Source organism: Caldimonas caldifontis (genome assembly GCF_002930615.1).
In the GTDB taxonomy this organism is placed as follows: domain Bacteria; phylum Pseudomonadota; class Gammaproteobacteria; order Burkholderiales; family Burkholderiaceae_C; genus Caldimonas; species Caldimonas caldifontis.
The window spans coordinates 39,176-63,471 of the sequence record NZ_PSNX01000014.1 but is presented as its reverse complement, the minus strand read 5'-3'; the positions used below and the strand labels follow the sequence as shown (position 1 = coordinate 63,471).

Annotated in this window: 27 protein-coding genes; 14 read left to right on the top strand and 13 right to left on the bottom strand. The window is 69.5% G+C overall.

Features of this window, described 5'->3' with window-relative positions:
• The first annotated feature begins 32 nt into the window (after positions 1-32).
• From hda to C1704_RS14485, 5 genes are read left to right on the top strand one after another with little or no spacing between them, the layout of a single operon-like run.
• Complete coding sequence (hda, locus tag C1704_RS14505) at positions 33-710, top strand: DnaA regulatory inactivator Hda (RefSeq protein WP_104303455.1); 678 nt, start codon at positions 33-35, stop codon at positions 708-710.
• On the top strand, positions 707-1,387 hold the full coding sequence (locus C1704_RS14500; RefSeq protein WP_104303454.1) for a histidinol-phosphatase: 681 nt from the start codon (positions 707-709) through the stop codon (positions 1,385-1,387). The genes hda and C1704_RS14500 overlap by 4 nt, the downstream gene beginning before the upstream one ends.
• The gene (pcnB, locus tag C1704_RS14495; protein WP_104303453.1) at positions 1,384-2,976 is read left to right on the top strand and encodes a polynucleotide adenylyltransferase PcnB; all 1,593 of its coding nucleotides are present in this window, start codon (positions 1,384-1,386) and stop codon (positions 2,974-2,976) included. The genes C1704_RS14500 and pcnB overlap by 4 nt, the downstream gene beginning before the upstream one ends.
• Positions 2,977-2,996: 20 nt before the next feature.
• Positions 2,997-3,482 (top strand): 2-amino-4-hydroxy-6-hydroxymethyldihydropteridine diphosphokinase, encoded by a 486-nt coding sequence (gene folK / locus C1704_RS14490; protein WP_104303452.1) that lies wholly within the window; start codon positions 2,997-2,999, stop codon positions 3,480-3,482.
• Between the two features lie 9 nt (positions 3,483-3,491).
• Positions 3,492-3,854: a DMT family protein gene (locus C1704_RS14485; protein WP_104303451.1), complete on the top strand. Its 363-nt coding sequence runs from the start codon at positions 3,492-3,494 to the stop codon at positions 3,852-3,854.
• A 3-nt stretch (positions 3,855-3,857) separates the two neighbouring features.
• Here C1704_RS14485 and C1704_RS14480 read toward each other — a convergent pair whose 3' ends face one another.
• A complete protein-coding gene (locus C1704_RS14480; protein WP_104303450.1) occupies positions 3,858-4,325 on the bottom strand; it encodes an NINE protein in 468 nt (155 codons plus the stop codon).
• 250 nt (positions 4,326-4,575) lie between these two features.
• Here C1704_RS14480 and rpsP point away from each other — a divergent pair, with 250 nt between their 5' ends.
• The 6 genes from rpsP to C1704_RS14450 all read left to right on the top strand — a co-directional run bounded on the left by rpsP (position 4,576) and on the right by C1704_RS14450 (position 8,442).
• Positions 4,576-4,824, top strand: a complete 249-nt coding sequence (gene rpsP, locus C1704_RS14475) for a 30S ribosomal protein S16 (protein ID WP_104303449.1) — start codon at positions 4,576-4,578, stop codon at positions 4,822-4,824.
• 34 nt (positions 4,825-4,858) lie between these two features.
• Positions 4,859-5,434, top strand: a complete 576-nt coding sequence (gene rimM / locus C1704_RS14470) for a ribosome maturation factor RimM (RefSeq protein WP_104303448.1) — start codon at positions 4,859-4,861, stop codon at positions 5,432-5,434.
• Positions 5,435-5,448: 14 nt separating this feature from the next.
• Positions 5,449-6,213: a tRNA (guanosine(37)-N1)-methyltransferase TrmD gene (gene trmD, locus C1704_RS14465; RefSeq protein WP_104303472.1), complete on the top strand. Its 765-nt coding sequence runs from the start codon at positions 5,449-5,451 to the stop codon at positions 6,211-6,213.
• Positions 6,214-6,309: 96 nt separating this feature from the next.
• Positions 6,310-6,663: a 50S ribosomal protein L19 gene (rplS, locus tag C1704_RS14460; protein ID WP_104303447.1), complete on the top strand. Its 354-nt coding sequence runs from the start codon at positions 6,310-6,312 to the stop codon at positions 6,661-6,663.
• 81 nt (positions 6,664-6,744) lie between these two features.
• Positions 6,745-7,422: a CoA pyrophosphatase gene (locus C1704_RS14455; RefSeq protein WP_104303446.1), complete on the top strand. Its 678-nt coding sequence runs from the start codon at positions 6,745-6,747 to the stop codon at positions 7,420-7,422.
• A 30-nt stretch (positions 7,423-7,452) separates the two neighbouring features.
• Positions 7,453-8,442, top strand: coding sequence for a CobD/CbiB family protein (locus tag C1704_RS14450; RefSeq protein ID WP_104303471.1), 990 nt, complete (start codon positions 7,453-7,455; stop codon positions 8,440-8,442).
• A 24-nt stretch (positions 8,443-8,466) separates the two neighbouring features.
• On the opposite strand, the gene rsgA is transcribed toward C1704_RS14450, so the two are convergent.
• The 3 genes from rsgA to C1704_RS14435 are packed head-to-tail and all read right to left on the bottom strand — an operon-like array spanning position 8,467 to position 10,983.
• Positions 8,467-9,384 (bottom strand): ribosome small subunit-dependent GTPase A, encoded by a 918-nt coding sequence (gene rsgA, locus C1704_RS14445; protein ID WP_104303445.1) that lies wholly within the window; start codon positions 9,382-9,384, stop codon positions 8,467-8,469.
• A 7-nt stretch (positions 9,385-9,391) separates the two neighbouring features.
• On the bottom strand, positions 9,392-9,715 hold the full coding sequence (locus C1704_RS14440) for a 4a-hydroxytetrahydrobiopterin dehydratase (protein WP_104303444.1): 324 nt from the start codon (positions 9,713-9,715) through the stop codon (positions 9,392-9,394).
• Entirely contained in the window at positions 9,712-10,983 is a 1,272-nt protein-coding gene (locus C1704_RS14435; protein WP_104303443.1) for a M48 family metallopeptidase, read from the bottom strand. Before C1704_RS14435 ends, C1704_RS14440 begins: the two co-directional genes overlap by 4 nt.
• Positions 10,984-11,056: 73 nt before the next feature.
• Here C1704_RS14435 and orn point away from each other — a divergent pair, with 73 nt between their 5' ends.
• Positions 11,057-11,650, top strand: a complete 594-nt coding sequence (gene orn / locus C1704_RS14430) for an oligoribonuclease (protein WP_104303442.1) — start codon at positions 11,057-11,059, stop codon at positions 11,648-11,650.
• On the top strand, positions 11,610-11,996 hold the full coding sequence (locus C1704_RS14425) for a YkgJ family cysteine cluster protein (protein ID WP_104303441.1): 387 nt from the start codon (positions 11,610-11,612) through the stop codon (positions 11,994-11,996). The genes orn and C1704_RS14425 overlap by 41 nt, the downstream gene beginning before the upstream one ends.
• On the opposite strand, the gene C1704_RS14420 is transcribed toward C1704_RS14425, so the two are convergent.
• The 9 genes from C1704_RS14420 to C1704_RS14380 form a co-directional block, all read right to left on the bottom strand.
• Positions 11,993-13,387: a DUF3999 family protein gene (locus C1704_RS14420; RefSeq protein ID WP_104303440.1), complete on the bottom strand. Its 1,395-nt coding sequence runs from the start codon at positions 13,385-13,387 to the stop codon at positions 11,993-11,995. The two genes, C1704_RS14425 and C1704_RS14420, sit on opposite strands and share 4 nt — an antisense overlap.
• The gene (locus C1704_RS14415) at positions 13,384-16,191 is read right to left on the bottom strand and encodes a DUF2339 domain-containing protein (protein WP_104303439.1); all 2,808 of its coding nucleotides are present in this window, start codon (positions 16,189-16,191) and stop codon (positions 13,384-13,386) included. The genes C1704_RS14420 and C1704_RS14415 overlap by 4 nt, the downstream gene beginning before the upstream one ends.
• Positions 16,192-16,329: 138 nt before the next feature.
• Complete coding sequence (locus C1704_RS14410; RefSeq protein ID WP_104303438.1) at positions 16,330-17,844, bottom strand: tripartite tricarboxylate transporter permease; 1,515 nt, start codon at positions 17,842-17,844, stop codon at positions 16,330-16,332.
• Between the two features lies 1 nt (position 17,845).
• Positions 17,846-18,289, bottom strand: coding sequence for a tripartite tricarboxylate transporter TctB family protein (locus tag C1704_RS14405; protein WP_104303437.1), 444 nt, complete (start codon positions 18,287-18,289; stop codon positions 17,846-17,848).
• Positions 18,290-18,361: 72 nt separating this feature from the next.
• Positions 18,362-19,348, bottom strand: coding sequence for a Bug family tripartite tricarboxylate transporter substrate binding protein (locus tag C1704_RS14400; RefSeq protein WP_104303436.1), 987 nt, complete (start codon positions 19,346-19,348; stop codon positions 18,362-18,364).
• 61 nt (positions 19,349-19,409) lie between these two features.
• Complete coding sequence (locus C1704_RS14395) at positions 19,410-20,852, bottom strand: sensor histidine kinase (RefSeq protein WP_104303435.1); 1,443 nt, start codon at positions 20,850-20,852, stop codon at positions 19,410-19,412.
• Positions 20,849-21,550 (bottom strand): response regulator, encoded by a 702-nt coding sequence (locus C1704_RS14390; protein WP_104303434.1) that lies wholly within the window; start codon positions 21,548-21,550, stop codon positions 20,849-20,851. Before C1704_RS14390 ends, C1704_RS14395 begins: the two co-directional genes overlap by 4 nt.
• Positions 21,551-21,576: 26 nt before the next feature.
• Positions 21,577-22,464, bottom strand: a complete 888-nt coding sequence (gene gluQRS / locus C1704_RS14385) for a tRNA glutamyl-Q(34) synthetase GluQRS (protein WP_104303433.1) — start codon at positions 22,462-22,464, stop codon at positions 21,577-21,579.
• Complete coding sequence (locus C1704_RS14380) at positions 22,461-23,450, bottom strand: LysR family transcriptional regulator (RefSeq protein WP_104303432.1); 990 nt, start codon at positions 23,448-23,450, stop codon at positions 22,461-22,463. The genes gluQRS and C1704_RS14380 overlap by 4 nt, the downstream gene beginning before the upstream one ends.
• A gap of 111 nt (positions 23,451-23,561) precedes the next feature.
• Here C1704_RS14380 and C1704_RS14375 point away from each other — a divergent pair, with 111 nt between their 5' ends.
• On the top strand, positions 23,562-24,263 hold the full coding sequence (locus tag C1704_RS14375; protein WP_104303431.1) for a pirin family protein: 702 nt from the start codon (positions 23,562-23,564) through the stop codon (positions 24,261-24,263).
• The last annotated feature ends 33 nt before the right edge of the window (positions 24,264-24,296 follow it).

Below are 24,296 nucleotides of genomic sequence, written 5' to 3'. Positions count from 1 at the left end.
ACCTTCCGTCCTTGCCCACCATGGCGCCGCCCATGAGGCAGTTGCCCCTGGGCCTGGGGCCCGCCGACCCCTGCAGCTTCGACAACTTCCATGCCCCCGGCAACGAGGCGGCCGTGGCGCACCTGCGCAGCCTTGCGCAATCGCCAGGGGCTCTCGCTCCTGTGTATCTTTGGGGCGACCGGGGTGTGGGCAAGACCCACTTGCTGCGCGCCTGGACGGAGGCGGTGCAGGCGCCGGGCGCAAGGGTGGGCTGGTTCGAGGCCAGCACCCCGCTGCCGTGGGAGCATGATGAGGGATGGCGCGGCATCGTCTTCGACGGCGTGCAGGCCTTCGATGCCGGGCGACAGCACGCCGCCTTCGCCTTGTTCGCGCAGGCCGCAGCGCTGGGCCAGCAGGTCCTGGCCGCCGGTTCCGTGCCACCCGTGGATCTGGCCGTGCGGGAAGACCTGCGCACCCGACTGGGCTGGGGGCCGGTCTTTCATCTGTTGCCCCTGCCCGAGGAGCACTGCCGCGCGGCCCTGCGCCGCGAGGCTGACCGTCGCGGCATCTTCCTGTCCGACGAGGTGATGGGCTATCTGATGACGCGCTTCGAGCGCGACCTGGGCAGCCTCATGGGACTGCTCGATCGCCTGGACCGCTTTGCGCTGGCGCAGCAGCGTGGCGTGACTGTTCCCTTGCTCAAACGCATGCTGGCCGAGGAGGCCCTGTGACGACGACCCGCAATCTCTGCCTGTTCGACCTCGACCACACCCTGCTGCCCATCGATTCCGACCACGCCTTTGGCGACTTCATGGTACGCATCGGGTGGGCCGATGGCGACGCCTTCCGGCGCGGGAACGACCTCTATTACGCGCAATACCAGGCCGGCCGCCTCGACCTGGGCGAGTACATCGACTTCAGCACGGCGCCTTGGCGGCACCGCTCCCCTGACGAGCAGCGCGCCGTGCAGCAGCGCTTCCTGGACGAAGTGGTGCGCCCGGTGCTTCTTCCCCAGGCGCTGGACCTCGTGCGCGAACATCAGGCGCGCGGCGACCTGGTGGCCATCGTCACGGCCACCAACGAGTTCGTCACGGCCCCCATCGCCAAGGCCTTCGGCGTGGACCATCTGCTGGCCGTTCAGCTCGAACGGGACGCAAGCGGTACCATCACGGGCCGCATCCACGGTGTGCCGTCTTACCGTGAGGGCAAGGTGACCCGCGTCGACCAATGGCTGGCCGGCCTGGGTGCCGGGTGGTCGCAGTTCGAGCGCACGAGCTTCTACAGCGACTCACCCAACGACCTTCCGCTGCTGGAGCGAGCCAGCGACCCCGTGGCGACCAATCCGTCGCCCGCGCTGGAAAGCCTGGCCCGGGAGCGGGGCTGGCGCATACTCAAACTCTTTGAATGATCAAGAAGTTCATCGACAAGCTGCTGGGCAAGACCGGCGCAGCCAAGACCGGGGCCAAGGCCGCCGGCCCGGCCAAGGGCCGTCGCACCGAAGTGCCGAAGTCCGAACACGGCATCGATCCCTCGCTGGTGGACGAGCGTGCGGTGAAGGTGGTGCGCACCCTCACCGATGCCGGCTACGAGGCCTACATCGTCGGCGGGGCGGTGCGCGATCTGCTGCTGGGCCTGCGCCCGAAGGACTTCGACGTGGCCACCAACGCCACGCCCGAGCAGGTCAAGGCCCTGTTTCGCCGTGCTTTCATCATCGGCCGGCGCTTTCGCATCGTGCACGTGGTGTTCGGTCGTGGGCGCGATCACGAGGTGATCGAGGTGTCCACTTTCCGTGCCTACCTGGATGCGGCGGCGGCCGAGCAGGTCCAGGGCAACGAGAAGACCTCGAAATCCCAGATCGCTGACAAGTCGCATGTGGTGGACGCGAGCGGCCGGGTGCTGCGCGACAACGTCTGGGGCCCTCAGATCGAGGATGCCGCACGCCGCGACTTCACCATCAATGCGATGTACTACGACCCGCAGCGCGAGATCGTGGTCGACTACCACGGCGGTATCGCCGACGCGAAGAAGCGCCTGCTGCGCATGATCGGTGACCCGCAGACCCGCTACCGAGAGGACCCGGTGCGCATCATCCGCGTGGTTCGTTTTGCGGCCAAGCTGGGCTTCGAGATCGAGCCCAGGACGCGCGAGCCCATCCGGCGCATGGCCCACTTGCTCGACAACGTGCCGGCCTCGCGCCTGTTCGATGAGATGATCAAGCTGCTGCAGACCGGTCATGCCCTGGCCAGCATGCAGGAGCTGCGCAAGCAGGGCCTGCACCGCGGCGTCTTCCCCATCCTCGACGTGGTGCTCGACGAGCAGCAGAAGCACGACGGGCGCGAGAAGTTCGTGCAGCTGGCCCTGGCCGACACCGACCGCCGCGTGGCCGAAGACAAACCGGTGGCGCCCAGCTTCATGCTCGCCTGCATGCTCTGGCATGACGTGCTCGACGGCTGGCAGCGCCACCAGGCCCGGGGCGAACCGGCCTTCCAGGCCCTGGGCGTGGCGATCGATGAAGTGTTCAATGCCCGCATCGGCGACATCTCGGGCCGTGGCAAGCTGGCCGCCGACATGCGCGAGATCTGGATGATGCAGCCGCGCTTCGAGCGCCGCATCGGTAACGGCCCCTTCACGCTGGTGGAGCAGCCGCGCTTTCGCGCCGGGTTTGACTTCCTGCGCCTGCGTGCCGATGCCGGCGAGGTCGATGCGGCCCTGGCGCGCTGGTGGGAGGAATTCTCCCAGGCCGATGAAGCCGGTCGACGCAGTCTGATGGACGCGGCCCGCGAACAGCAGGGTGCACGCCGCGTGAACACGCGCCGCAAGGCGTCCCCGGCCAGTGCGTCCGCCGTGCACGGCGCGGTGGACCTTGCGCTGGGCGAGGGCCATGGCCCGATGACCACCCCCAGTGAAGAGGGCCCGCCCTCTGCGCCCCGCAAGCGCCGTCGCCGTCGCCGCAAGCCCGCGGGTGCTGCACCGGCCACAGGCGGCAGCGCCGACTGAACCCACCGACGGGCCACCCCATGACGCGCGCCTACGTCGGCCTGGGCGCCAACCTGGGCGATCCGCTGCAGACGCTGCGCTGGGCCGCGGATGCCCTGCGCGCGCGTCCTCGGGTGTCGGCGTGGGCGGCGTCTCCCCTGTACCGGACCCGCCCTCTCGAGTCCAGCGGCCCCGACTACCTCAATGCGGTCGTTGCGTTCGACACGGACGAGAGCGCCCACGCGCTGCTGAGCGTCTTGCAGGCGCTGGAGCAAGCCCAGGGGCGGGAACGTCCCTACCGCAACGCCCCGCGCACCCTCGACCTCGACCTGTTGCTGCTGGGGGATCTGTGCCTGGACACGCCATCGCTGCAACTGCCCCATCCGCGTTTGCATGAGCGCGCCTTCGTGCTGGCGCCGCTGGCGGACCTGGCACCTGGACTTGTCATTCCTGGTCGGCCTGACCTGCGTACCATGCTGGATGCGCTGCCCGATCAGGGCATCGAGCGCCTGCCCGACCCTCTCTAGGAAGCCACCATGAGTGCCCACGCCCTGCCGGTCTCGTTGCAGACCATCGCCCTGCTGACGGCGTCCAACATCTTCATGACCTTTGCCTGGTATGGCCACCTGAAGGGACTGGCCGCCAAGCCCTGGTACATCGCGGCCCTGATCAGCTGGGGCATCGCCCTGTTCGAATACCTCTTGCAGGTGCCAGCCAACCGCATCGGCTACAGCAGCGGCGTGTTCACGCTGCCCCAGCTCAAGATCATGCAGGAGGTCATCACGCTCACGGTCTTCGTGCCGTTCGCGATGCTCTACATGAAGGTGCCCTTCAAGTGGGATTTCGTCTGGGCAGGGCTGTGCCTGGTGGGCGCCGTCTACTTCATCTTCCGCAGCTGACGCTCACTGGCTGATCTGCCGCGCCGCTTCCACCTGGGTCTCGAAGTAGCGCTGGAAGCCGAAGGCCAGCGTGGCCATCAGCACGGCGGCGCCGATCATCAGTGCCGCGATCACCCCGATGATGGCGGCCCAGCCGGTCTGGTGCTTGGGGCCCCGAGGGTTGAAGCGGGCGTTCCACTTCTCGTCCGGCGTGAGCCCGTAGAGAATGGCCATCAGCATGGCCTGCGAGAGCATCAGGCCCAGCAAGGGGATCAGGGCCCAGGCCAGGCGGTCGTCCTGGCCGAACTCGAGCATGCGCTGCAAGCCGATCACGCCCAACGCCGTGGGCAGCGGATGCAGCCAGCCCAGCCAGTCCTTCAGCCCATGCAGATAAAAGCGGTGCAGGCCGAGCGAACCCGCAATCAAGGCAATCCAGGTGGCCAGGGTCTTGGACTTGTAGGGCCCCGCGGGGGTGTCGGACGTCGTGGTCATGGGCCGCGACTGTAGCGTGCTGCCGGCCCGTGTGACGGTCTTGCAGCCGGTCTCCCGGCGTCGCCCTGGCCCGGTCTCGACCACCGAGTCCCGGAGTCGCTATAATTTAGGGTTCTCGACGCTGGCCGAGCCGGGTGGCAGGCGTATCTACGGTGTCGAGACGGATATTCATCGCCTGCCGGCGCTATTCCTGACTGCCCTGAGTGTCTCCAGTGGCAAGGGGTGCCGCGGGTGGGCACAAGGACACAGCATGGTCGTGATTCGTCTTTCCCGTGGCGGCTCCAAGAAGCGCCCCTTCTTCAACATCGTGGCCGCCGACGCCCGCAACCGCCGTGACGGCCGGTTCCTGGAGCGCGTGGGCTTCTACAACCCCGTGGCCTCCGGCGCCGCCGAAAGCCTGCGCGTGGCGCATGACCGCGTGGACTACTGGGTCAGCCATGGCGCCCAGGTGTCTCCCACCGTCGCTCGCCTGATCAAGCAGGCCAAGGCTGCCGCCTGAGCCCCGCACGGCCGCAAGGCCGGCAGCCGACCCGATGAGCGCCCTGGCCCCCGCTGACGAGCACGTCGCCTGGCCCGCAGACGCCGTCGAGGTCGGCCGCGTGATCGACGCCTGGGGTATCAAGGGCTGGATCAAGGTCCAGCCCTACGCCACCGACCCCCAGGCGCTGTTTTCTTCCCGGCGCTGGTTCCTCCAGCCCCCTGATGTCCCCCGTCCTGCGGCCCGGCCGACGCCGCGCCTGCTGCGCATCACGGCGACGCGCGACCACGGCGATGTCGTGGTCGCCCAGGCCCAGGAAGTCTCCGACCGCAATGCGGCCGAGGCGCTCAAGGGGGCTCGCATCTTCGTGTCGCGTGCCAGCTTCCCGACGGCCGGCGAGGGTGAGTACTACTGGGTCGACCTCCTCGGCCTGGCCGTGGTGAACCGCCAGGGCGAGGCCCTGGGCCGTGTGGCCGATCTGATGGACACCGGCGCCCACAGTGTGCTGCGCGTGGTGGACGACACCACCGATCCGCCCACCGAGCGGCTGATCCCCTTCGTGGCGGCCTACATCGATCAGGTCGAGACGGCGGCCGGCCGCATCCTTGTCGACTGGGGCCTGGACTACTGAGCGTGAGCCAGTCCATGCGCTTCGACGTCGTCACGCTCTTCCCGGACCTGTTCCAGCCCTTCCTGAGCCAGGGCGTGACGCGTCGCGCCTACGAGTCGCGCCAGGTGGATGTGCGCCTGTGGGCCCTGCGCGACTTTGCCGAAGATGCCTACCGCCGGGTGGACGACCGCGCCTACGGCGGCGGTCCGGGCATGGTGATGCTGGCCGAACCGCTGGAGCGCGCACTGGCCGCCGCGCGCGCCGCCCGGGATGAAGCCGGCGCCCCTCAGGGCCCGGTGGTGTGGTTTTCGCCCACCGGCCGGCGCATCGACCAGGCCTTGCTCGTCGATTGGTCGGCCGGCCCCGGTGCCATCCTGGTGTGCGGCCGCTACGAGGGTGTGGACCAGCGCTTCATCGACCGTCACGTCGACATCGAACTCAGCCTGGGCGACTTCGTGCTCTCGGGGGGCGAGATCCCGGCCCTGGCCTTGCTCGACGGGGTGGCCCGCCTGCAGCCGGGTGTGCTGAACGATCCGGCCTCGCACGAGCAGGACAGCTTCAGCGATGGCCTGCTCGACTGCCCCCACTACAGCCGCCCCGAGGTGCTGGACACTCCCGAGGGCCCCGTGCCCGTCCCGGCGGTGCTGCTCTCGGGCCACCATGCCCAGATTGCCCGCTGGCGGCGTGAGCAGTCGCTGCGCCTCACCGCCCAGCGCCGACCCGACCTGATCGTCGCGGCGCGCTTGGCCGGGCGGCTGAGCCGCGACGATGAGCGCTATCTGGCCTCGCTTGGGCTATAATTCAATGTTTTCCCGATCCTCTGCCGGGTGAGCCCTTCACTGAGGTGGGGCACCAAGACCTTCCAACCACCCCCGCGCACGATCCTTGGAGTGACCATGAACCTCATCCAGACCCTTGAACAGGAAGAGATCGCTCGCCTGAACAAGACCATCCCGGCGTTTGCCCCTGGCGACACCGTCATCGTGAACGTCAACGTCGTCGAAGGCAACCGCAAGCGCGTGCAGGCTTACGAAGGCGTCGTGATTGCCAAGCGCAACCGCGGCCTGAATTCCAGCTTCATCGTGCGCAAGATCTCCAGCGGCGAAGGCGTGGAGCGGACGTTCCAGCTCTACAGCCCGCTGATCGCCTCCATCGAGGTCAAGCGCCGCGGCGACGTGCGCCGTGCCAAGCTGTACTACCTGCGCCAGCGCAGCGGCAAGTCGGCCCGCATCAAGGAAAAGCTGTCCTGATCCGGCGCGTTGCTGCAACGCCTCTGAAGCCGCCTGCGCGCATGTCCGCCCAGGCGGCTTTTTCGTTTTTCGCCCCGATCCATGGCCCTCATCCGTGACCCTCAGGCCTTTCCGGTGGTGGGCGTCGATGCCCACCTGCCGCCGGTGGCCGACGAACGCCTGACCCCGCAGGCCCTGCGCGAACGCTTCGCGCACCCGCCCGCCTGGGAGCCCGAGGTGCTGGCCGAACGCCGCATGTTCGCGCGCACGCCGGCCCATGCCTCGGTGCTGGTGCCGCTGGTGCTGCGCCCTCAGGGCCTCACGGTGTTGCTGACGCAACGCACCGACCACCTGAGCGACCATCCCGGTCAGGTGAGCTTCCCCGGGGGGCGCGCCGAACCCGAGGACCAGGACCCGGCCGACACCGCGCTGCGCGAGGCCGAGGAGGAGGTGGGCCTCGCCCGCCGGCACGTGGAGGTCATCGGCCAGTTGCCCCTCTACAAGACGGTGACCGCCTTCATGGTGACGCCGGTGGTGGCGCTGGTCCAGCCGCCCTTCGATCTGAGGGTCGATCCCAGCGAAGTGGCCGAGGCCTTCGAGGTGCCGCTGGCCTTCCTGATGCACCCCGCCCACCACCAGCGCCACGCCGTGGAGTTCGGCGGTGAGCGACGCGAATTCTTCTCGATGCCCTGGCAGGCCCCGGGCCGCGAGCAGCCCTATTTCATCTGGGGTGCAACCGCGGCGATGCTGCGCAATTTCTATCGCTTTCTCGCAGCATAGAGAGAGTGTGTGGCCGCTATCATGCCGGCCATGAGTTTCTTCTCCGTCCTGCTGGCCCTGCTGCTGGAGCAACTGAAACCCCTGCGCGGCGGCAATCTCATTCACGACACGCTGGTGGGCTGGGTCCATTGGGCGGGCCGCAACTTCGACGCGGGCCGGCCGGTGCATGCCTGGGTCGTGTGGTGCATCACCGTGCTCGTGCCGGCCTTGCTGGCCTTCGGCATCTACCTCTCCATCGCCCGGCACAGCCTGCTCGTGGCCCTGGGGTGGAACGTGGTGGTGCTCTACCTCACGCTGGGCTTCCGGCAGTTCAGCCACTACTTCACCGACATCCGCGATGCCCTCGAACGGGGCGACGAACTGCGGGCCCGCCAGCTCTTTGCCGAGTGGCGCCACATGGATGCCAGCGAGCTGCCCCGCACCGAGCTGCTGCGCCATGTGATCGAGCATTCCCTGCTGGCCGCCCACCGCCATGTGTTCGGGGTGTTCTTCTGGTTCATCGTGCTGGCCGCGGTGGGCCTGGGGCCGGCGGGTGCGGTGCTCTACCGCATGGCCGAGTTCTCGAGCCGCTACTGGACCTACCGCAGCCACACCGTGGGCGTGCCCACCAACCCCAGTCTGATGGGGCTGGCCCAGCGGCTGTTCAATGGCCTGGACCACCTGCCGTCGCGCCTCACCGCCTTTGGCTTTGCGGTGGTGGGCAATTTCGAGGATGCCATCGACAGCTGGCGGCGCCATGCCGTGCTGTGGCAGCACGCCAGCGACGGCATCATCCTGGCCGCCGCCGCCGGGGCCGTGGGCGTGCGTCTGGGCGGCAGCAGCGCGCCCGGCCTGAGCGTGGACCGCACCAAGACCTTCGAGGCCGGTGCTCCCGTCGGTGCCACCGACGCCGAGGGCCACACCGGCGGCCTGCCGCCCACCCTGGGTCATCTGCGCAGCATCGTCGGGCTGGTGTGGCGCTCGGTGGTGCTGTGGATGCTGTTGCTGGCCCTGCTGACTCTGGCGAATCTGACCGGCTGAAGGGGAGGAACTTCGCGCTCGTGGCTACCAGCGCTGCCGGGACAGTTCCTCGTGGATCTCGGTGTAGATCCGGTACCGGCTCTCGGTGATCTGACCGGCTTGCACGGCCGCGCGCACGCCGCAGCCGGGTTCGTGCAGGTGGGTGCAGTTGTAGAAGCGGCAGCCGGCCACGTGCTCACGCAGGTCGGGCATGTAGGCGGGCAGCTGGGCCGCATCGATCTGGCGCAGGCCGAACTCCTGGAAGCCGGGCGAGTCGATGAGGGCGCTCTCGCGACTGTCGTCGAGCCAGTACCACTGCGTGGTGGTGGTGGTGTGGCGGCCGGAGTTCAGGGCCTGCGAGATCTCACCCACCTGGGCCTGGGCCTGGGGGACCATCAGGTTGATGAGCGTGCTCTTGCCGGTGCCCGAGGGGCCCAGCACGAAGCTGGTGCGGCCCTGCAGGCGCGGTGCCAGCAGCGTGCGGGCCTCGTCGGGGCGGGCCTTCAGCGCCACCTCCAGCACCTCGTAGCCCATGGCGCGGTAGGGCGCCAGGCGCTCACGGGCCTGGGCGGCCTGGGGCAGGTCGGTCTTGTTGAACACCACCGTGGCCGGGATGCCGGCATGTTCGGCGGCGATGAGCGAGCGGCTGAGCTGTGATTCGCTGAACACCGGCTCGCTGGCCACCAGCACGAGGATCTGGTCGAGGTTGGCGGCGAAGGATTTGGTCTTCCATTCGTCCTGGCGGTACAGCAGGTTGCGCCGCGGCTCCAGGGCCTCGATCACGCCTTCATCGCCGGTGTTCGACTGCGCAGCCTGCCAGCGCACGCGGTCGCCCACCACGCACTCGCTCTTCTTGCCGCGCGGGTGGCAGGTCAGCCGCCGGCCCTCCGGCGTTTCGACGATGTAGTGGCGGCCATGACCGGCCACCACCAACCCCACATCCAGTTCGACCGGCTTGCCCAAGCGCGGCTCAGCCCAGCAAGGCGTCGGCCTTGGCCGCGCAGATGAAGTCGTTGATCGAGATGCCGCCCACCGAGTGCGTGTTGAAGCGCACCTGGCAGCTGCTGTACTTGACGAGCAGGTCGGGGTGATGATCCTCGGCGTGGGCGATCCAGGCCAGGGCATTCACGAAGGCCATGGTCTCGTGGTAGTTCCTGAACGTGTAGGTCTTCTCGATGGCGCCGTCCTTCAGGGTCCAGCCATCGGACTGGCGCAGGTGAGCCTCGATCTCGCTCGGGCCCATGGGCTGGCCGCCTTCGAGCGGCTTGCATTTTTGCGTCAACAGGGGGTTCATGGGGTGAGGGCTTTCATGGCGGCCAGGCGTTGCACGGCCGGCGGGTGAGAGTAGTAGAAGCGCACGTACCAGGGGTCGGGCGTCAGCGTGGCCGCATTGTCCTCGTAAAGCTTGAGCAGCGCATTCGACAGGTCGTGCCCGTTGGCCTGGGCGCAGGCGTAGGCGTCGGCTTCGTACTCGTGGCGGCGCGAGACGGCCGCCATCAGCGGCGAGACGAAGTAGCCGAACACCGGGCCGGCCATCATGAAGAGCAGCAGGGCCAGCGCGTCGTTGGGGGCGGCAAGGTTGGGTTGCACGCCCAGCCCGGTGTAGAACCAGGCCTGGTTCGACAGCCAGCCCAGCAGCGCAAAGCCCAGCAGGCTGACACCGAAGAGGCCCACCATGCGCTTGAGCACATGGCGGCGCTTGAAATGGCCCAGCTCATGCGCGAGCACGGCTTCGACCTCGCCGGGCGAAAGCTTGTTCAGCAGGGTGTCAAAGAACACCACGCGCTTGGCGGCGCCGAAGCCCGTGAAATAGGCATTGGCGTGGGCGCTGCGCTTGGAGCCGTCCATCACGAACAGGCCCTTCGCGGCAAAACCGCAGCGCGCCATCAGGCCTTCCACACGCTGGCGCAGGCCCTCGTCGGCCAGCGGTTCGAACTTGTTGAACAAAGGGGCGATGAGCGTGGGATAGAGCACCAGCATCAGCAGGTTGAAGCCCACCCACACGGCCCAGGCCCACAGCCACCAGCTGGGGCCGGCGGCACCCATCAGCCACAGCACGAGCGCGGCCAGGGGCAGGCCGAGCAGGGTGCCCACCAGGGCGCCCTTGGCGAGGTCGCCCAGGAACAGGCCCCAGCTCATGCGGTTGAAGCCGAAGCGCTGCTCGATGCGAAAGGTGGCCCAGGCGTCGAAGGGCAGGTCGAGCAGCGAGCCGATCACGGCCACCGCCGCCAGCAGGGCGAGCTGGTAGGCCAGGTCACCGAAGGCCGGTTGCACGGCATCGCGCACGGCGAGGTTCAGCGCATCCAGGCCGCCCAGCAGCGTCCAGCCCAGCAGCACGGCGGCGCCGAAGGCGGTCGTGAGCAGGCCGAAGCGGGTCTTGGCGATGGTGTAGTCGGCCGCACGCTGGTGGGCCGCCGAGGTGATGGTCTGCGCAAAGCCGGCGGGTACGGCATCGCGGTGGCGGGCCACGTGGCGGATCTGTCGGGAAGCGAGCCAGAACTTCACCACCAGGGTGGCGATGAGAAAGGCCGCAAAAAGCGAGGCCAGGGTGTCGGAATGCATGGGGTGAAAGTGTAGGCTTCCGGCAAGACCTTGGACGGATCACCGAAAATCGCGCCCCAACACAGGAGCCTGCATGAACGACGACGCCACCCCTGCCGCCACCCCCACCGATGCCGCCCCTCTGGCCTTGAGCGACACCAACCTGGTCTGGATCGACCTGGAAATGACGGGCCTCTACCCCGACCGCGACCGCATCCTCGAGGTGGCGGTGGTGGTCACCGACGCGCAGTTGCAGCAACGGGTGGAAGGGCCGGTCTTTGCGATCCACCAGAGCGATGCGGTGCTCGACGCGATGGATGCCTGGAACAAGGGCACGCACGGCAAGTCGGGCCTGATCGATCGCGTCAAGGCGTCCACCGTGGACGAGGCACAGGCCCAGCACGACGTGATCGAGTTCCTGAAGCGCTATGTGCCCAAGAACACCTCACCGATGTGTGGCAACTCCATCTGCCAGGACCGCCGCTTCCTGGCCAACTACATGCCGCAGCTGGAGGCCTTCTTCCACTACCGCAACCTGGACGTGAGCACGCTCAAGGAGCTGGCGCGCCGCTGGAAGCCCGAGGTGCTGGGAGGTTTCAAGAAGGCGCAGAAGCACACGGCACTGGCGGACATCCACGAGTCGATCGATGAGCTGCTTTACTACCGGGAGCACTTGCTCAAGGTCTGAGGCCGCGGCGCCATCGCCCTGCCTGGACTGCGGGGCCTGCTGCGCTGCCTTTCGCGTGTCCTTCTATTGGGGTGAGGCGGACGACCATCCGGGCGGTACCGTCCCCTCGGCGCTGACGACGGCAGTGACGCCGATGCGTGTGGCCATGCGGGGCACCGATCGTACTGCGCCGCGCTGCATCGCCCTGGACGGCGAGATCGGCCGGGCGGTGTCGTGCCGCATCTATGCGCTGCGACCTTCGCCGTGCCGGGAATTCAACTGGCATGGCGAGCAGGGCGAGCCGAACGAGCGGTGCAACCGCGCACGCAGGCAGCATGGACTGCCACCGCTGCCGGATCCTTTCTAGGACCCCTGCGAGGGCGGCTGGATGTCGCGCATCAGCCGACGCGCCAGCACCGCCAGCACGATCACGGCCAGGGCCAGCACGGCCCACAGGGCCCAGCGCCGCCAGTCGGCGGCGGTGGCCTGGACCAGGCGCTCGCGCCACCCCAGCGGCACGGCCGGGGTGAGGCTCACCTCGCCGGCAACGGCCTGGGGCAGGCGGTACTCGAGGCCCGCTTCATAGGCCGGCAGGAGTTGCGGGAGCGCAAGCGGTTCGACGACAGGCCCCCCGGCCACCAGCCGGAAGGGCGGCTCGCCACGTGCAGCGAACACCCGCTGCGGCGGGGTCCAGACGGCGGTGGCTTCCAGGGCGTCGGTGCCGAGGGCCGGACTGCGTTCGTCCAGGCGCAGTCGCCAGTGGCGCGCGGGTGGGGCGGTCCAGCGCACGGGGGGTGAACGCCATTCCTGGCCATCGCGGTCCAGCCGGTAGGCCGTGAAGCGCGCCACCGCCCGCCATGGTGTCTTGTCATCGGTGCGCTGTTCGAGCACCAGGCTGGCCACGCTGTTGCGCTGCGGCAGCATCAGCCGCAGTTCCTGCAGCGGGACGGCGCCGCCAAGATCCAGCGACCAGGCGCGGGGTGGGGTCGTGCCCGCCTCGGGCTCGAAGCGCAGGGGCGTGGTCGCGGTGGCCGGGCTGGCCTCGCGGGTGCGCCACAGGGCCTGCACACCGCTCAGCGGGGCCGGCGGCTGCAGGCTCAGGCGCAGGTAGCGAAGCGCCGGGGCCGATGACGGCCACTCGATGCGTCGCTGGACCAGGCGCTCGCCCGGGGCCCCGCCCACGCCGGGAACGTCGAGCAGCGCGGCGTCGGTGACAGGCTGCCACTGCTTCAGGTCGGCGCTGGATTCCACGCGGGCGCGCAAGTGGCTGCCCTCGCGGGGGGCCTCCCAGGCCAGCTCGAGTGCGGCGAGCCATTCGGCGCTTCGATGGGCATCCGGGCCGAGGTCGAGCAACCAGCGCCCGGAGGCGGGGCCTTCGGCGGCGGTCGTCGACGGGCCCTGGATGCGCACGATGGCGCCCTGGGCATCCACCTGCACCTGCACGCCCGCGTCGCCTCGATCGCCGGGGCTCGCATCGGGCCAGGCAAAGCGGGGCAGCGGGGCGCTGCGCTCGCGCTCCTGGATGGGGGGTGGCAAGGCCCAGGCCTGGGGGACGACCTCGCCCTGGGCATTGAGCACCTGGAGATCGGCCCAGCCGTCCCGGGTCGAGGCGCGCAGCAGCTCGAGCGGGATCTCCACCCTTTGCAGGCCTTCGCCAGCGGTCAGGCTCAGCGGCGCCTGGGCGGTGGGGGCTGCGCAGGCCGCCAGGGCCCAGGCCCAGGCCGCGGTGGCCAGGGTCCAGCGTTGAAACAGCGTCATGGGCGGGCCTCCCGGGCCGATGCTGCCGGCGGCAGCGGAGACACGTAGCCAATCACCAGCATCAGCACGCCCACGCCGAGGAAGGTGACGGTGCGACGCAGCGTATCGAGGCTGGCGAGATCGACAAAGAAGAGCTTGAGGACCACCACGGCCAGCAGCGCAGCGCCGGCCAGCCAGACGGCGCGCGCCATCGCAGGCCCGGCCTTGCGCGTGGCCCAGAGCATCGCGGCAAGCGCCAGCAGCGTCCACAGGATGGTGAGCGCCATCTGCACGGTGTCGCTGCGCAGCGCGCCCTCCAGCCACATCGGTGTGCCGCTCCAGTGATGCAGGCTGCGCACCAGCACCGCGTTCACCCAGGCGAAGGCCACGGCGGCGGCCAGACCGGCCGCAGGGCCTTGCCAGAACGAGGGCAGCGGACCGGCCGTGCGCCACAGCCGCAGGGCATAGAGCAGCGCCAGCACGTGACCGAGGTCCACCGGATTGAGTAGGGGCAGGTAAGGCAGGGGGGTCATTGCGGCCGAGTGGCCCAGGTTGACGAGCCCGCTCCACAGCACCAGCAGCACCAGCCACGGTGCGTGCAGCCCGCGCAGCCACGGTGATGTGGGGCCGGTGCGGTTCAACAGGACCCAGGCCAGGGCCGTGGGCACCACGATGGGGGCCAGCGCCGTCCAGGCCAGGTGCGAGCCGATCTGCGTGTGGGCCAGCGCATGCAGCAGCACCCCACCCTGCAGCATCGCAAACCAGGCCAGCAGCAGCCGCTCGGCGCCGGTGGCGCGGTCCAGCCAATGGCTGTCGCCTGGGCTGCCCTTCAGGCGACGCAGCAGCCACAGGCCCGTTGCCAGCACGGCCACCACGGCCAGCCAGCCACCCGAGCGCGTGAACTGCTCCCACTGGTGAGCAGGGCTGACCAGGTGGTCGAGCAGGCCGCCTGCGGCCGCCAGCGTGGCGCCCACCCAGAGCACCCTCGCCGGCAGGCGCAGCGCCGGCCAGGCCAGGCGGCGCTGCGTCAGTTCCAGCACAACTGCCGAGGCGAGCCACAGCAGCACGAGCTGCGTGTTCTGCCTCGGCCACGTCCACCGTGCGTGCCACACCTCGGCCCACAACCCTGAGAGCAGCTGCAGCAGCCCAAGCGCCAGCATGCCCCAATGCACAGCCTGCCACAGCGCGGCGGGCGGGGTGCGGTTCCACACGGGTGTCGAGGCGCTGTCCGAGGGCCGGTTCGGCGCCAGCCGATGCAGCAGCCAGGCAGACACCAGGGCCGCACCCCCCAGCATCAGCGTGGACAGCCACGCCGCATGGGCGAAAAGCCGGGCATCGGCGGGGCGCACGTGGTGGTCCCAGAACAGGGCTGCGGCCACGAGTTGCAACAGCAGGCCCAGGCCAGTGGCCCACCAGCGCCGCTGGCGCAGGCCGATCCAGACGATGCCGGCGCCCTGCACGGCCCAGGCTGCGCCGGTCCAGCGCTCGTCCAGGGCCAGCGGTGTGACCAGCAGCAGGAAGACCACGCCCAGCGCGAGCAGGCCCTCGATGAGCAGCAGGAGCTGCCCCCCGCTGCGCTTCCACAGCCAGCGGCCCAGCACGAGGTAGACGGCCGAGAGCACCGCGGCGGACACCGCCAGGCCATAGGGCAGGTGCCTCACCAGGCCGGCCTGCAGGCCAAAGGTGACGATGGGCAGGCCGAACAGCAGGCCGCCATCCACCACCGGCAGTCCGCGTGGTGCATCGGGCCGCAGCAACTGTCGGCTGTACTGCACGCAGATGTAGAGGTAGAGCGCGAAATGCGCGATCAGGAAGGGTTCGGTGGTGGCGAAGTGCTCGGGCTGCCACGAGCGCCAGCCCCAGAGGCTGGCAATGCCGAAGGTGAGCACGAAGCCCACCAGGTTGAGCAGCTTCCAGGCCTGGCGCGAGGCGATCCAGGCGATGGCGAGGTTGAGCACCAGGTAGTAGCTGAACAGCGCCACGTGGCTGCCCTGGCCGGTGGAGGCGAAGATGGGCGCGAGGAAACCGCCGGCAAAGCCCAGCACCGCCAGTGGCAGCGCCTGCTGCACCACGGCCATCACCGCACCCGCGGCCGACAGGGCCGCCAGCAGCGCAAACGCGAGCCCTGCAGGCACCAGGCCGTAGAGCCGGAAGGCGGCGAAGATGGTGAGGTAGAGCACGCCGATGCCCGCGCCCTGCAGGCTCAGGCCGTAGCCGCGGCGACGCTCGCGCAGCCGCCATCCGATGACGGTGAGGACCACGCCACCGAGGGCTACCCCGGCCAGGCGCAGCTCGATGGGCAGCAGGGCATGTTCGGCCGCATAGCGCAGCAGGAAGGCCACGCCGAGGAAGAGGATCAGCACGCCCACGCGCACAATGGTGTTGCCGCCGCGCAGCCACGCCAGCGCGGTCTGGGCGAGCGAGGTGGTGACGGCCGCGCTGCGTTCGTCGGGTTCGAGGGGCGGGGCCGGTGCGGGCGGTGCGTCGGCGACCCGCGGGGGAGACGGGGTGGGCGGCAGCGTGGGCGGCAGCGTTGCGGCCCAGTCCTCGAAACCGTCTTCGGTCGTGGTCGCCTTGGGCGGCGGCACGGGGGGCCGCACCGCGGCCGGCGTGGGCGTCGCTTGGGCCATGGGAGGCGCTGCCTCGGGGGCTGGAGCGGGCTGCAGGAGCTTGAGCCGCTGCTCCAGCAGGTCGATCCGGCGGTACAGCCGCGCGAGCAGGACCCCCATCAAGGCCCCCAGGGCCACCAGGCCGGCTTCGCCACCCAGGGTGTCGGCCAGGAACCAGGCCGCCACCAGGCCAATGATCAATCCGATCCAGGACATCCATCCCTCCCCGTGCTTTGCATTGTGTGCGGGTGCGCGGGCATTGTAGGGAGGGCCCGTGTGTGAACGGGGCAGGCCCGGGCCCCGGTATCGGGGGGTGATGCCGCCGGATGCGTCCGGCGGCACCCCGTGGCCACGTCAGGCGTGCTGCAAGCTCAGCGCGCGGCGCTTGCGCAGCAGGGGCGGCACCACCAGCACGGCGGCGGCCAGGATCCACAGCGACACCGTCACCGGGCTGGACCACAGGATGTGCAGTTCGCCGTTGGTGATCGACAGCGCGCGGCGCAGGTTCTGCTCCATCAGGTTGCCCAGCACCACACCCAGCACCATGGGCGCCATGGGCATGCCCATCTTGCGCAGGAAGTAGCCGATGACGCCGATGCCCACCATGAGCAGCAGATCGAAGGTGCTGGAGCTCAGTGCGTACACGCCGATGAAGCTGATCGCCAGGATGCCCGGCACCAGCAGCCAGCCGGGAATCGCCAGCATCGAGGCGAAGACCCGCACCATGGGCACGTTCATCACGAAGAGCATCACGTTGGCGATGAAGAGCGAAGCGATCAGGCCCCACACGAGGGCGGGCTGGGCGTCGAAGAGCACCGGGCCGGGTGTGATGTTGTAGAGGGTGAGCGCCCCCATCATCACCGCCGTGGTGCCCGAGCCGGGCACACCCAGCGTGAGCATGGGAATGAACGAGCCGGTGGCCGCGCTGTTGTTGGCTGCCTCGGGCGCGGCCAGTCCGCGCAGGTCGCCCTTGCCGAACTTCGCGTCCGGGTCCTTGCCTTCGTGCAGGCGCTTCTCGTTGGCATAGGCCACGGCCGAGGCCACGCTGGCGCCTGCGCCGGGCAGCACGCCGATGCCGAAGCCCATCAGGGAGGAGCGCAGGGTGGTCCACCAGGTGAAGCGCAGTTCCTTGAAGTTGAAGAGCTTGCGCGCGCTCGGCGGCACCTCGACCTTCTGGCCGGTCAGCAGGTTCTCCAGCATCTGCAGCATCTCGGCGATGGCAAACAGGCCGATCACCACCACGACGAAGTCGATGCCGTCGGCGAGTTCGGGCAGGTCGAAGGTGTAGCGGTAGACGCCCGAGTTGGCATCCACGCCCACGCTGGCAATCGCCAGGCCGATGGCCGCTGCCAGGGCCCCCTTGACGGGCTTGTCGCCCAGCAGGCTGCTCAGGGCGCAGAAGGCGAAGATCATCAGCACGAAGTACTCGGCCGGCCCGAAGGCCAGGGCCCATTTGGCCACCAGCGGCGCGAAGGCGGCGATGCCCAGGATGGCCACGGTGGAGCCGATGAACGAGGCCCAGGCGGACAGCGACAGCGCCACGCTGGCCAGGCCCTGGCGGGCGAGCGGGTAGCCGTCCAGCGTGGTCATCACCGACGCGGCTTCGCCGGGCACGTTGATGAGGATGGAGGTGATGCGCCCGCCGTATTCGGCGCCCACGTAGACGGCTGCCAGCAGGATGAGGGCGGTTTCCGGCGGCAGGTTCATCGCGAAGGCGATGGGCACGAGCATGGCCACGCCGTTGATGGGACCGAGGCCCGGCAGCACGCCGACGATGGTGCCCAGGAAGGCGCCGATGGCGGCCACCAGCAGGTTGACCGGCGAAAAGGCCACGCTGAAGCCGAGGCCGAGGTGTTGAAGGACATCCATGTCAGCCTCCGACGGTGAGAAGACCCATGGGCAGGACGACATCGAAGACTTTGTCGAACAGCAGGTAGAACCCCACGCCCAGGCCAAGTCCTCCCAGGAGGCAGTCGCGCCAGCGCCCGCCGAAGAGCCGCCCGACGAAGACCGCCATCAAGGCCGTGGCCACGATGAAGCCCAGGCTGGCGAAGATGAGGGCGTAAGCGGCGACCAGGACCACCATCCACGTGATGCGCACGTTGGCGCCCGGTGGGTTGGGCTCGGCCTGCTCGCGCCCGCGAACCATCAGCCACAGCCCGCACAGCGCGATCACACCAGCCAGCAGCAGCGGAAAGGCTCGCGGGCCCACAGGTTCATACGAGAACGGGGCTTCCAGGCCCCAGCCCTGCCACGCGAGCAAGGCGGCAAACAGCAGGGCGAAGGCGCCCAGCACACGGTCATTGAGGGTCATGGAAGGCTCCCGTGACGACAGGGGGACGTGCGCCGATCCCGCGCGGGCGGGCTCGGCGTCAGGTGGGGTGGCTTACTTGACCAACCCGAAGGCGGTGACCAGTTCACCGTAGGCTTTGGTGCGCTCCTTCACGAAGCGGTCGAGCTCGGCGCCCACCATGTCGAAGGGGAAGAGTCCGCGTTGCTGCTGGAGTGCGGCATAGCCCGGTGCCGACATGGCCTTGCTGAAGGCACTCACCCACCACTGGTAGTCGGCGTCTGACACCTTCGGCCCGACGTAGAAGCCGCGGATGATGGGCCAGTCGATCTCGAAGCCCTGCTCGATGGCCGTGGGAGCGCTCGACAGTCGTCCGGGCAGGCGCTTCTTGCTGTACACCGCGAGCACGCGCACGGGCGCACCGCTTTCGAGGGCTTGAGCAGCTTCCGAGGCATCGCCCATCTGGACCTGGATGTGTCCGCCGCGCAAGGCGGTGAGCACTTCGCCGCCGCCTTCGAAGGCCACATAGCGCATGCGCTTGTAGTCCACGCCCGCAGCCTTGGCCGTGAGGGCGGCCTTCATCCAGTCCTGGCTGCCCACGGAGCCGCCCCCGCCCAGCACGATCTTGCTGGGGTCTTCCTTCAAGGCGGCCATCAGACCCTTGAGGTCTTTGTAGGGCGAGTCTTCACGCACCATGGCCACGCCGTAATCGGCGCCCACAGCGGCCAGCCAGCGCACATCGTCCACGCTGTACTTCCCGAACTTGCCTTGGGCCAGGTTCAGCAGCGAGCCGCCTGAGAAAGCCACGATGGTGCCGGCTTCTCCCGGGCGCTGGGTGATGATGTTGTTGTAGGCCACGGCACCCACGCCCCCGGGCATGTACGAGATGCGCAGGGGGGCCTTGAGCGCGCCGCTGTCAGTGAGGGCCGTCTGGGCCAGCCGACAGGTCAGGTCGAAGCCGCCGCCGGGCTGGGCCGGGGCCACGCACTCGGGGCGGGCAGGTTCGGCCAGGGCGGCAGGGCCAAAGCTCAGGGCGGTGGTGGCCAGCATGGCTGCTGCAGCCAGTCGAAGGCGAGAGGTCATGGTCTGTCTCCTGTGAGTGTGGATGGTGCGGCCGGCACAGGCCGCGGCGGACAGACCAAGGCTACGAAGCCCCGGCTTTCGGCTGGCTTTCAGCTCGCGGGGCAGGGCCTAGGGGAAACACCAGGGTCGCGCACAGACCGGGGGGCGGGTCACGCGTTTCCAGCCGCAGCGCCGCGCCGTGCATCTGCGCGATGGTGTGCACGATGGCCAGGCCCAGCCCGGCGCCGGCCTGCTGCTTACCGGCCTCGCCGCGCCGGAAGCGCACGCCGGCGCGCTCGATGTCGTGGGCACTCATGCCGGGCCCCTGGTCTTCCACCTGCAGCAGGGCGTGGCGCTCGTCGCTCAGCACCCGTACCGTCACGGCGCCGCCGGCGGGCGTGTAGCGGATCGCGTTGTCCACCAGGTTGAGCAGCGCCTCGCGCAGCAGCCACTCGCTGCCTTGCAGTGGCAGGGGCGACGAGGGGGCCTCCACGCCGAAGTCGAGCCGCTTGGCGCGTGCGTTGGGCAGGAGCTGGCGGGCCACGCCCTGGGCCAGCTCCACCAGGTCCACGGGCTCGGTCACCAGCCCACCTTCGGCCAGCGAGGCGTCGCGGGCGCGTGCGAGGGCGAGCATCTGGTTGGCCATGCGCACGGCACGGTCCAGGCCCTCGTGCATGGCCTGCAGAGCGCGGCGCACCTCGGCGGGTTCGGTCTCGCGCAGGGCAAAGTCCACCTGCGTGCGCAGCACGCTCAGGGGGGTGCGCAACTGGTGAGAGGCATCGTCGAGGAACTGGCGCTGGGTGCGCGCCATCTCGGCATAGCGGGCCATGTGCCGGTTCACCGCAGCCACCAGCGGACGCACCTCCGAGGGCAGATCGGTGTCGTCGATGGGGCGCAGGTCGTCGGCGGGGCGCGATTCGAGCTCATCGCGCAGGCGTGTGAGCGGGCGCAGCGTGATCACGATGCCCGTGACGAGCAGCACCACGCTCATGACGATGCCCAGGGCATCGCGTTCGATGGAGCGGCGCAGCACCTGGTCGAGGAAGACCTCGCGTGTGCCCAGGCTCTCCGCCACTTGCACGACGATGCGGCCGTGTGGATCGCTGGGCAGCGGCGGATCGGCCGGCCGGGCCAGGGCCGCCACACGCACGGGGGTTTCCTCGTGCTGAGCGTAGTAGAACTGGGGCTGCCCCGACACCAGGGGCTGCGACGGCAGGGGCAGGAAGGGGCTGCCGATCTCGGCCAGGCCGTCTTCGGTGGACACGCGGAAGTAGACGCGCGCGTTGGTGGTCAGCTCGAAGAACTCCAGCAGCAGGAAGGGCTGCTCCACCGACAGACCGCCGCTGATCGTGGAGGTGTTGAGATCGATCGCCCGCAGGGCCCCCGCGAGCGCGCGGTCATAGGCCAGATCGACCTGGTCGCGCAGCAGCTGGTTGGAAAACCATAGCGTGCCACCCATGATCAGCACCAGACCCGGCAGCAGCCACCACAGCAGGGCCGACTTGAGGCTGCGCACGCGCTTCATGCGATGGGGGAGGCCATCGAGTCACCCGGTTCGATGGCTTCGAGGCAATAGCCCAGGCCGCGCAGGGTGACGATCTGCACGCCGGTGCCGCCGAGCTTCTTGCGCAGGCGGTGCACATAGACCTCGATGGCTTCGAGGTTGACATCGGCCTCGCCCGGAAAGACGCGGTCGAGGATCTGCTGTTTGTTCATCGGCTCGCCGCTCTTCTGGATCAGCGCGCGCAGCACCGCGTGCTCGCGTGGCGACAGGGTCAGCGGCTCGCCGCCCACGGTGAAGCGCTGGCTGGCGGTGTCGAACTGCAGCGGGCCACAGGCCAGGCGTGGGTGTTCCTTGCCGCGAGCGCGGCGCACCAGGGCCAGCAGGCGGGCTTCGAGTTCCTCCACCATGAAGGGCTTGGGCAGGAAATCGTCGGCGCCTTCGTGCAGGGTGCCCACGCGTTCGGTGAGCGAATCGCGCGCGGTAAGCACCAGCACCGGGGTGCGGTCGTCGCGCTCGCGCATGCGGGCGATCACGCCGTGGCCATCCAGGCCCGGCAGGCCCAGGTCGAGCACCACCGCATCGAAGTCTTCGGTGGCCAGGCGCCGGTCGGCCAGCGCGCCGTCGTCGGCCCAGTCCACCACGATGCCGGCGTGCCGCGCCAGGGTCTTGGCCAGCCAGCGGGCCAGTTCGGGCTCGTCCTCCACCAGCAGGATGCGCATGCTCTTGTCTCCTGCGCGGGAGTGTGTCACAGCCAGCGCGCGCGCCAGCCCGCCACCAGCGCGGCCAGCACATCGCCAAGGTCGCCAGCGTCGGCCTGCAGGCCCAGCACCGAGGCGGCCGCGCGCACGGCGGCCGCTGGATCACGCGTGTCCAGCGCCGGTGCGCCGGTCTGCTTCGAAAGCTTCTCGCCCTGGGCGTCGAGCACCAGAGGCGTGTGCAGGTAGCGCGGCGTGGGCAGCCCCAGCAGGCGCTGCAGATGGATCTGGCGCGCAGTGTTGTCCGCCAGGTCTTCGCCGCGCACGATGTCGGTGATGCCCTGTTCGCCATCGTCCACCACGACGGCCAGCTGGTAGGCCCACAGACCGTCGGCGCGCTTGAGCACGAAGTCGCCCACGGTGGCGCTCAGGTCCTGGTGCTGCCGGCCCAGGCGGCGGTCGGTCCAGTCGATTGCAATCAGGTGGTGGTCGGCGTCGACCGTGCGCACCCGCCAGGCGCGTGCGGGCCTGCCGGCGAGGCCGGCGCGGCAGGTGCCGGGGTAGACCCGCTCGCCATGGCGCTCGTGTACGATCCCTCGGGCGGCCAGCGCGGCGTCGATGTCCTTGCGGCTGCAAGCGCAGGGATAGGCCCAGCCTGCGGCCTTCAGCCGCTCCAGTGCCTGGGCGTACAAGGCTGCACGCTGCGATTGCCACACCGGGGGCTCGTCGGGCACGAGGCCGCAGCGGGCCAGTTGATCGAGGATGAGCCGGTCGGCGCCGGGCACACAGCGGGGGGGGTCGACGTCCTCAATGCGCACCAGCCAGCGTCCGCCTTGGGCACGGGCATCGAGCCAGCTGGCCAGGGCGGCCACCAGGGACCCGGCATGCAAGGGGCCGGTGGGGGAGGGCGCGAAGCGCCCGACATAGGGGGCGCTCATGCCAGCGTCGGCCCGCCGCTGTGGCGCTCCAGCAGGGCGTTGCGCGTGGCGGGCCGGTCGATCTGCTCCAGCCACCATTGCAGCGCCTGGCCCAGGCCCTGGCGGTTGGCAGGGTTGCTGCCGTTGCCGGGCGGGCAGCGCCAGGCGTAGTGCATGCGCCCGGCCGAACGCGGCCGCGCCACGGCCTTCACCACCAGGCGGCCCACCTCGGCATGGGGGCGCACCAGGCCGCGCGGCAGGAAGCCGCAGCCCAGGCCCCGCAGGATGGCCTCGAGCTTGGCAGGCACGCTGGGCACGGTGAGCACGTCCTGGCCGGGCAGCAGGTTCATCGTGATGGGGGCCAGCCGCTGGGCCGTGTCGGCCACGGCCACCGCGCGATGGCGCTCCAGCACGGTGTCGCTGAGGGGTTCGGTTTCGCGTGCCAGGGGGTGGTGCGGCGCCACGACGAAGTCCATCATCAGTTCGCCCAGAGGCTGGATGGCGATGCCGGCTACCGGCGAGGGCTCGCCCGCCACGCCCAGCGCCAGGTCGGCCTGGCCGTGAACCAGGGCTTCCCAGGTGCCCGCCAGCACCTCGCTGCGCAGGCGCAGGCGCGTGCCGGGCCCGCCGGGCGGATTCAAGGCATAGAAGGCTTCGCACAACTCGAAGACCGTGAGGCTGGACAGGATGCTGTCCACGGCGATGCTCAGCTGCGTCTCCCACCCCGAGGCGACGCGGCGCACGCGGTTGGCCACGGCGTCCATCTCCTGCAGCAAGCGCCGGCCTTCGGTGAGCAGCTCCTGGCCCGCGGCGGTGAGCTGGGCCTGGCGCGAGCGGCGGTCGAAGAGCAGCACATCCAGTGCCTCCTCCAGCTGGCGCACGCTGTACGTCAGCGCCGAGGGCACCTTGCCCAGCTCGCGCGCCGCCGCAGCAAAGCTGCCGGTGCGTGCGATCACATCGACCATGGCCAGCGCTTCGGGGGTGAGGACGTTGCGGCGTTCGCTCATGGGCAGGAGGGGTTCAAATGCTTCGAATGATGCCATCAAGGCCGGGCGCTCGATGAGGCGTGGCCCGTCCCCACAATTCAGAAACACCGGCAGTGAAGAAAGGAGTTCTCCATGATCACTCTGCGCAAGTCGGCCGAGCGCGGCCATGCCGACCACGGCTGGCTCAACAGCTATCACAGCTTCTCGTTTGCCGACTACTACGACCCCGCCCACATGGGGTTTGGCAACCTGCGCGTGATCAATGAAGACCGCATCGCGCCGGGCACGGGCTTCGCCACCCATGGGCACCGTGACATGGAGATCATCTCCTATGTGCTCGAAGGTGAGCTCGCCCACAAGGACAGCATCGGCAACGGCGCGGCCATCCGCCCGGGCGAGGTGCAGCGCATGAGTGCCGGCCGCGGCATCCTGCACAGCGAATACAACCACGCCCCAGCCGCCACCACTCATTTCCTGCAGATCTGGATCCTGCCCGACGAGCGCGGCATCGACCCGGGCTACGAGCAGAAGATGTTCCCGGCCGAGGACAAGCGCGGCCGGCTGCGCCTGGTGGCCTCGCCCGACGCACGCGAGGGTTCGGTGAAGCTGAACGCCGATGCGGCGATGTACGTGGGCCTCTTCGACGGCGAGGAGCGCGCCGAGCTGGCGCTCGACCCGAAGCGCCTGGCCTATGTGCACGTGGCGCGCGGCGAGGTGCAGGTCAACGGCCAGCGCCTGGTGGCCGGTGATGCTGCCAAGCTGGCGGCCGAGCCGCGGCTTGTGGTCGAGCAGGGCCGGCAGGCCGAGGTCATCGTCTTCGATCTGGCGCCCTGAGTGGGGCGGACGGCGCCCCTGGGCTACAGTGCC

Bases quoted from the DNA above. Each gene is read 5' to 3' on its own strand.
- C1704_RS14380 (WP_104303432.1), bottom strand. From the start codon at position 23,450: ATGAGCGAACGCCGCAACGTCCTCACCCCCGAAGCGCTGGCCATGGTC.
- orn (WP_104303442.1), top strand. From the start codon at position 11,057: ATGAACGACGACGCCACCCCTGCCGCCACCCCCACCGATGCCGCCCCT.
- C1704_RS14400 (WP_104303436.1), bottom strand. From the start codon at position 19,348: ATGACCTCTCGCCTTCGACTGGCTGCAGCAGCCATGCTGGCCACCACC.
- C1704_RS14420 (WP_104303440.1), bottom strand. From the start codon at position 13,387: ATGACGCTGTTTCAACGCTGGACCCTGGCCACCGCGGCCTGGGCCTGG.
- C1704_RS14435 (WP_104303443.1), bottom strand. From the start codon at position 10,983: ATGCATTCCGACACCCTGGCCTCGCTTTTTGCGGCCTTTCTCATCGCC.
- folK (WP_104303452.1), top strand. From the start codon at position 2,997: ATGACGCGCGCCTACGTCGGCCTGGGCGCCAACCTGGGCGATCCGCTG.
- C1704_RS14415 (WP_104303439.1), bottom strand. From the start codon at position 16,191: ATGTCCTGGATCGGATTGATCATTGGCCTGGTGGCGGCCTGGTTCCTG.
- C1704_RS14450 (WP_104303471.1), top strand. From the start codon at position 7,453: ATGAGTTTCTTCTCCGTCCTGCTGGCCCTGCTGCTGGAGCAACTGAAA.
- rpsP (WP_104303449.1), top strand. From the start codon at position 4,576: ATGGTCGTGATTCGTCTTTCCCGTGGCGGCTCCAAGAAGCGCCCCTTC.
- C1704_RS14410 (WP_104303438.1), bottom strand. From the start codon at position 17,844: ATGGATGTCCTTCAACACCTCGGCCTCGGCTTCAGCGTGGCCTTTTCG.
- C1704_RS14395 (WP_104303435.1), bottom strand. From the start codon at position 20,852: ATGAAGCGCGTGCGCAGCCTCAAGTCGGCCCTGCTGTGGTGGCTGCTG.
- C1704_RS14405 (WP_104303437.1), bottom strand. From the start codon at position 18,289: ATGACCCTCAATGACCGTGTGCTGGGCGCCTTCGCCCTGCTGTTTGCC.
- C1704_RS14440 (WP_104303444.1), bottom strand. From the start codon at position 9,715: ATGAACCCCCTGTTGACGCAAAAATGCAAGCCGCTCGAAGGCGGCCAG.
- C1704_RS14425 (WP_104303441.1), top strand. From the start codon at position 11,610: ATGAGCTGCTTTACTACCGGGAGCACTTGCTCAAGGTCTGAGGCCGCG.
- rimM (WP_104303448.1), top strand. From the start codon at position 4,859: ATGAGCGCCCTGGCCCCCGCTGACGAGCACGTCGCCTGGCCCGCAGAC.
- C1704_RS14485 (WP_104303451.1), top strand. From the start codon at position 3,492: ATGAGTGCCCACGCCCTGCCGGTCTCGTTGCAGACCATCGCCCTGCTG.
- hda (WP_104303455.1), top strand. From the start codon at position 33: ATGAGGCAGTTGCCCCTGGGCCTGGGGCCCGCCGACCCCTGCAGCTTC.
- trmD (WP_104303472.1), top strand. From the start codon at position 5,449: ATGCGCTTCGACGTCGTCACGCTCTTCCCGGACCTGTTCCAGCCCTTC.
- pcnB (WP_104303453.1), top strand. From the start codon at position 1,384: ATGATCAAGAAGTTCATCGACAAGCTGCTGGGCAAGACCGGCGCAGCC.
- C1704_RS14375 (WP_104303431.1), top strand. From the start codon at position 23,562: ATGATCACTCTGCGCAAGTCGGCCGAGCGCGGCCATGCCGACCACGGC.
- C1704_RS14480 (WP_104303450.1), bottom strand. From the start codon at position 4,325: ATGACCACGACGTCCGACACCCCCGCGGGGCCCTACAAGTCCAAGACC.
- C1704_RS14390 (WP_104303434.1), bottom strand. From the start codon at position 21,550: ATGCGCATCCTGCTGGTGGAGGACGAGCCCGAACTGGCCCGCTGGCTG.
- gluQRS (WP_104303433.1), bottom strand. From the start codon at position 22,464: ATGAGCGCCCCCTATGTCGGGCGCTTCGCGCCCTCCCCCACCGGCCCC.
- rplS (WP_104303447.1), top strand. From the start codon at position 6,310: ATGAACCTCATCCAGACCCTTGAACAGGAAGAGATCGCTCGCCTGAAC.
- C1704_RS14455 (WP_104303446.1), top strand. From the start codon at position 6,745: ATGGCCCTCATCCGTGACCCTCAGGCCTTTCCGGTGGTGGGCGTCGAT.